This is a genomic window from Nocardioides sp. (assembly GCF_031397825.1).
Classification (GTDB): Bacteria; Actinomycetota; Actinomycetes; order Propionibacteriales; family Nocardioidaceae; genus Nocardioides.
The window spans coordinates 1-5,268 of record NZ_JANNML010000073.1 but is presented as its reverse complement, the minus strand read 5'-3'; the positions used below and the strand labels follow the sequence as shown (position 1 = coordinate 5,268).

General features: G+C 71.5%; 5 protein-coding genes. 2 read left to right on the top strand and 3 right to left on the bottom strand.

Going from position 1 to position 5,268, the window contains the following annotated elements:
* From sdhA to RMN98_RS06220, 3 genes are all read right to left on the bottom strand, one after another.
* Positions 1-1,242, bottom strand: a 1,242-nt coding sequence (gene sdhA, locus RMN98_RS06230) for a succinate dehydrogenase (quinone) flavoprotein subunit (RefSeq protein ID WP_309647938.1), incomplete at its 3' end; no start/stop codon positions are given.
* A gap of 13 nt (positions 1,243-1,255) precedes the next feature.
* Positions 1,256-1,969, bottom strand: a complete 714-nt coding sequence (locus RMN98_RS06225) for a succinate dehydrogenase cytochrome b subunit (RefSeq protein WP_309647937.1) — start codon at positions 1,967-1,969, stop codon at positions 1,256-1,258.
* 84 nt (positions 1,970-2,053) lie between these two features.
* Positions 2,054-3,118 carry a glycosyltransferase gene (locus RMN98_RS06220; protein WP_309647936.1) on the bottom strand — a complete coding sequence of 355 codons (1,065 nt, stop codon included), beginning with the start codon at positions 3,116-3,118 and terminating at the stop codon, positions 2,054-2,056.
* Between the two features lie 133 nt (positions 3,119-3,251).
* Here RMN98_RS06220 and RMN98_RS06215 point away from each other — a divergent pair, with 133 nt between their 5' ends.
* Together RMN98_RS06215 and RMN98_RS06210 are read left to right on the top strand one after the other, a co-directional pair.
* Entirely contained in the window at positions 3,252-5,000 is a 1,749-nt protein-coding gene (locus RMN98_RS06215; protein ID WP_309647935.1) for a methylmalonyl-CoA mutase family protein, read from the top strand.
* On the top strand, positions 4,997-5,268 hold a 272-nt coding region (locus RMN98_RS06210; protein WP_309647934.1), incomplete at its 3' end, for a methylmalonyl-CoA mutase family protein. The genes RMN98_RS06215 and RMN98_RS06210, both read left to right, overlap by 4 nt.

The window sequence follows — 5,268 nt, the reverse complement described above, 5'->3', positions numbered from 1 at the left end:
GAGGTTGCCGTACTTCTCCTCGATCGCCTCGCGGCCGAGGCGGCCGATGGACTCGGCGAAGTCGAGGTAGACACCGCGCCGTACGCCGTCGACCTCAGGGCCGACGCCGCGACCCTCGTCGCACATGTTCTTGGCCTGGCGGCTGGCGATGTCGCGGGGGACCAGGTTGCCGAAGGAGGGGTAGATCCGCTCCAGGTAGTAGTCGCGGTCCTCCTCGGGGATGACGCGCGGGTCCTTCTCGCAGTCCTCGGCCTTCTTGGGCACCCAGATGCGGCCGTCGTTGCGCAGCGACTCGCTCATCAGCGTGAGCTTGGACTGGTGGGAGCCCGAAACCGGGATGCAGGTCGGGTGGATCTGCGTGTAGCAGGGGTTGGCCATGTAGGCGCCCTTGCGGTGCGCGCGCCAGGTCGCCGTGACGTTGGAGCCCATGGCGTTGGTCGACAAGAAGAAGACGTTGCCGTAGCCACCCGAGGCGAGCACGACGGCGTCGGCCAGGTGGGTCTCGATCTCGCCGGTGACCAGGTCGCGCGCGATGATGCCGCGGGCCTTGCCGTCCACGACGATCAGCTCGAGCATCTCGTGGCGGGTGAACTGCTGGACCGTGCCGGCAGCGACCTGGCGCTCCATGGCCTGGTAGGCGCCGATGAGCAGCTGCTGGCCCGTCTGGCCGCGGGCGTAGAAGGTGCGGGAGACCTGCACGCCGCCGAAGGAGCGGTTGTCGAGGAGGCCGCCGTAGTCACGCGCGAAGGGGACACCCTGCGCGACGCACTGGTCGATGATGTTGACGCTGACCTCGGCCAGTCGGTAGACGTTCGACTCGCGCGAGCGGTAGTCACCGCCCTTGACCGTGTCGTAGAAGAGGCGGAACGTCGAGTCGCCGTCCTCCTTGTAGTTCTTGGCCGCGTTGATGCCGCCCTGGGCGGCGATCGAGTGGGCCCGGCGCGGGGAGTCCTGGTAGCAGAAGGACTTCACGTTGTAGCCGGCCTCGCCCATCGTCGCGGCGGCCGCGCCACCGGCGAGGCCGGTGCCGACGATGATGACGTCGAGCTTGCGGCGGTTGGCCGGGTTGACCAGGCGGTTCTCGAACTTGCGCGTCGTCCAGCGGTCCGCGATGGGACCCGTCGGAGCGGCGGTGTCGACGATGTTCTCGCCGCGCGTGTAGTAGCCGTGGGCGTCGTCGGAGGTCTGCACCGGCGCCTTGTTGAGCGGCGTGGTGCCGTCGTGGAGAGTTGATCCAGCCATGTCGAGGACTCCCTTACTTCTCGATGATGCCGAGCAGGACGGACAGGGGCACGAGCGAGAAGCCGCCGGCGACGACGACCGCGAGGACCCAGCCGGCGAGCTTGGCGCGCGTGCGGGACGCGGCGGTGTTGGTGAGCCCCAGCGTCTGGAGCGAGCTCCAGGTGCCGTGGTGCAGGTGCAGCGCGAGCGCCGCCATGGCGACGAGGTAGATGATCGTCATCCACCACAGGTCGAAGGTGTCGACCAGCAGCGTGTAGGGGTTGTCCGTCGCGCCACCTGCGGGGTTGACCTTGCCGATGGTGAAGTTGAGCAGGTGCCAGACCAGGAAGACCAGGATCGTCGCGCCGCCCCAGCGCATGGTGCGCGAGGAGACCGAGGAGTGCTTGTTCTTCTTCACCGCGTACTTCACCGGACGGGCCGTGGAGGCCCGGCGGGCCAGGACCACCGCGCAGGCCACGTGCACCACCAGCGAGACGATCAGACCCGCCCGCAGGATCCACAGGAGCCCCGACTCGGGGAGCAGCGGCTCACCGATGGTGCGCAGGTGCTCGGCGTAGTCGTTGAACTTCTCCTCGCCCCCGAACGCCTTGAGGTTCCCGTACATGTGGGAGAGGACGAAGCCGATGAAGACGAGGCCGGAGACGGCCATCATGAGCTTCAGCGAGATGGTCGAGCGCGATGCGCGCGAGCCCTTGACGAGGGTCGGTCGTGAGTCCGTGGTTGCCACGAGAACCCACTTTACGTGCGTGGGGGCTGCGGCCGTGCCGTGGGGCGTGTGACAAACACCCCAGCCACACCGGTTGCCACCAGGTCAGCGCGGTGCAGTGGTGCGCGCCGAGGCCGCCACGGCGGTCATGGTCGAGGACAGCTCGTCCACGGCCTGGGTCCAGGTGCGCTCCGACGCGACCTCGCGGGCCCGGGCGCCGAGCAGTGAGCGGTGGCGGTCGGCGACGACGGACTCGACGGCCCGGAGGAACGATCGACCCTCCCCGGGGGCGTGCAGGAGGCCGGTCTCGAGGCTGCGGACGACGTCGGTGGCACCGCCGGAGCGGGGGGCCACGACCGGGACGCCGCTGGCCGCGGCCTCGCGCAGGACGTGCGAGCAGGTCTCGTGCTCCCCCGGGTGGACGAGCACGTCGAGCGAGGGCAGCGCGACCGTGAGGTCGCCGGTGGTCAGGGTGCCCGTCAGCTTGGCGTCGGGCAGCCGCTCCTCGAGCCAGCCGCGCTGGGGTCCGTCGCCGATGATCACCGGGCGGATCCCCGGCAGGGAGGCGAGCTCGGAGAGGCGTCGTACGCCGTGGCGCTTGTGGAGGCTGCCCACGTAGCCGACCACGACCAGGGGCACGGCGCGGGAGCGGGAGCGCGACCAGGACCCGTGGAGCCACGCGTCGCGCAGGGAGGGGGTGAAGGCCGTGGAGTCGACCCCGGGACGCCAGAGGTCGACGTCGACGCCGAACTCCGTCATCCGGTCGACCATCCAGGTGGAGGTGACCAGCACGCGATCGGCACGGGCCGCCACCTTGGCGCGCCAGTAGTCCGCGGTCTGGTCCAGGACCGGCGACTGCTCGACCACGAGCGAGGCCAGTCCGGTGCGGTGGGTGTGCTTCAAGGCCTTGCGACCGAGCGGGCCGGGCGAGGTGACGTGGACCAGGTCCGGGGCGAAGTCGTCGAGCGCGGCGCGCACCTGCGCGCCGACCGGCTCCAACGGGCGGACCCTGACCACGTCACAGCCGCGGTAGGAGGTCAGGCCAGGAGCCGGCGCGATGATCCGGACCGAGTGCCCGGTGTCGACGAGGCGGTCGACCACGGCCTTGAGCGTGGTCGTCGTGCCGTCGACGGCGGGGTAGAACGTCTCGGTCACCAGGGCGATCCGCATGGTCTCGACCCTGGACGGCCCCGGCGACCGTGGCGCTGCGTCACGATGACCGGGCCGTGAACAGTCGTCGTGACCTGTCCAGAACATCACACTCCCTGGAACAGGTTCTCGGGTTCCTCCTATGGTTCGCACCATGACTGTTGAGGGGAGTCCCGCCGAGCGCGTCGACGGTGGGCTGGACGAGCCCACCGAGCTGGAGCCGGAGCAGGGGACGCTCGCGCTGGCCTCGCCCGACGACCGCCACACGCTGGCCGACTGGGAGGCCGCGACCGCAGCCGTGCTGCGCAAGTCGCGCCGGTTGAAGGACGACGACCCCGACTCCCTGGTCTGGGACAAGCTGACCCGCACCACCCTCGACGGCATCGACGTCACCCCCCTCGGCACCGCCGCCCTGCTGGACCACCTCACCACCGCGGGCCGCCCGACGCGCTCGGGCGACTGGGACATCCGCGCGCACCTGCGCGCCCACGACGGACAGGACGCCAGGGAGCTCAACGAGACCGCGCTGGTCGACCTCAACGGCGGCGTGACGTCGCTGTGGCTCCAGGTCGCGGCGGGCGCCGACCTCGCCACGGTGCTGCACGACGTGCTGCTCGACCTCGCGCCCGTGGTCCTCGACGCCACCGACGACCAGCTCGCGCTGGCCCACGCGTTCCTGGCAGTCCTCGAGGACACCACGCCGGCCCCCGGCACCAACCTCGGTGGCTCCGGCGACAGCCTGGTCGAGGTGGCGCGGCTCGCCCACGAGCGGGGCGTGCTCGGGGTCGTGGTGGACGCCACCGCCGTGCACGACCGTGGTGCCTCGGACGCGCAGGAGCTCGGCTGGTCGATGGCCGTGGGCGCCGACGCACTGCGCCGGCTGACCGACTCCGGCCTGTCCGTCGACGAGGCGGCCGGGCTCCTGGAGTTCCGCTACGCCGCGACCGACGACCAGTTCGCCACGATCGCCAAGCTCCGGGCCGCGCGTCGCCTCTGGGCCCGCGTGGTGGAGCTCAGCGAGGGCGCCGCGACCGAGCAGCGCCAGCACGTCGTCACGAGCCGGCCGATGATGAGCAGCTACGACCCCTACGTCAACATGCTGCGCACCACCGTCGCAGCCTTCGCCGCCGGGGTCGGCGGCGCCGACTCCGTGACCGTGCTGCCCTTCGACAGCCCGCTGGGGGCACCCGAGGTGCTCGGCCGCCGCATCGCACGCAACACCTCCGCGTTGCTGATCTCGGAGTCCCACGTGGCCAAGGTCGCCGACCCGGCCGGCGGTTCCTACGCAGTCGAGAAGCTCACCGACGACCTCGCCGTCGCCGGCTGGGCGGAGCTGGGCCGGATCGAGGAGGACGGGCACGACCGCCTCGAGGAGCGCATCGCCGAGACCGCTGCAGCGCGGGAGGAGCTGGTCGCCCAGCGCCGGATGCCGATCACCGGCCTCACCGAGTTCCCCGACCTCGCCGAGGAGCTCCCCCAGCGCCGGCCCGACGGGTCCTTCGACGGGGTGCGCCGCTACGGCGCCAGCTTCGAGGCCCTGCGCGACGAACCGGCCGCCTCGCCGGTCTTCCTCGCGACGCTCGGCACCATCGCCTCGCACACGGCCCGGGCCACCTTCGCCGCCAACCTCTTCGCCGCCGGCGGGATCGCGGTCGAGGTCGCCGGCGCCACGTCCGGCACCGACGACCTGGTCGCGGCCTACGCCGGCCAGCAGGTCGTGTGCCTGGCCGGCAGCGACACGACGTACGCCGAGTGGGGCGCCGACGCCGCCGCCGCGCTGCGCGAGGCGGGGGCGAGCCACGTCGTCCTGGCAGGCAGGGCCACCGACTACTGCGACGACGCCTGCGCCATGGGTGTGGACGCGCTCGACTTCCTGACCAGGACGAGGGAGAAGCTGGCATGAGTGTTCCGAAGAGCTTCGCGGGGCTGCCGCTGACGGGGGAGGGGGTCTCGACGCGGGCTCCTTCGTCGCCCGGCTCGACCACCGGTCCTGCCGAGGCGTGGACCAGCCCCGAGGGGATCGACATCCTGCCGGTCTACGGTCCCGAGCACCTCGCGGGCCTCGACGCCCTCGACACCCTGCCCGGCCTGAGCCCCTTCCTGCGCGGGCCCTACCCGACGATGTACACCACGCAGCCGTGGACCATCCGTCAGTACGCCGGGTTCTCGAC

Coding starts and splice junctions, on each gene's coding strand:
- RMN98_RS06220 (WP_309647936.1), bottom strand. CDS start 3,118: ATGCGGATCGCCCTGGTGACCGAGACGTTCTACCCCGCCGTCGACGGC.
- RMN98_RS06215 (WP_309647935.1), top strand. CDS start 3,252: ATGACTGTTGAGGGGAGTCCCGCCGAGCGCGTCGACGGTGGGCTGGAC.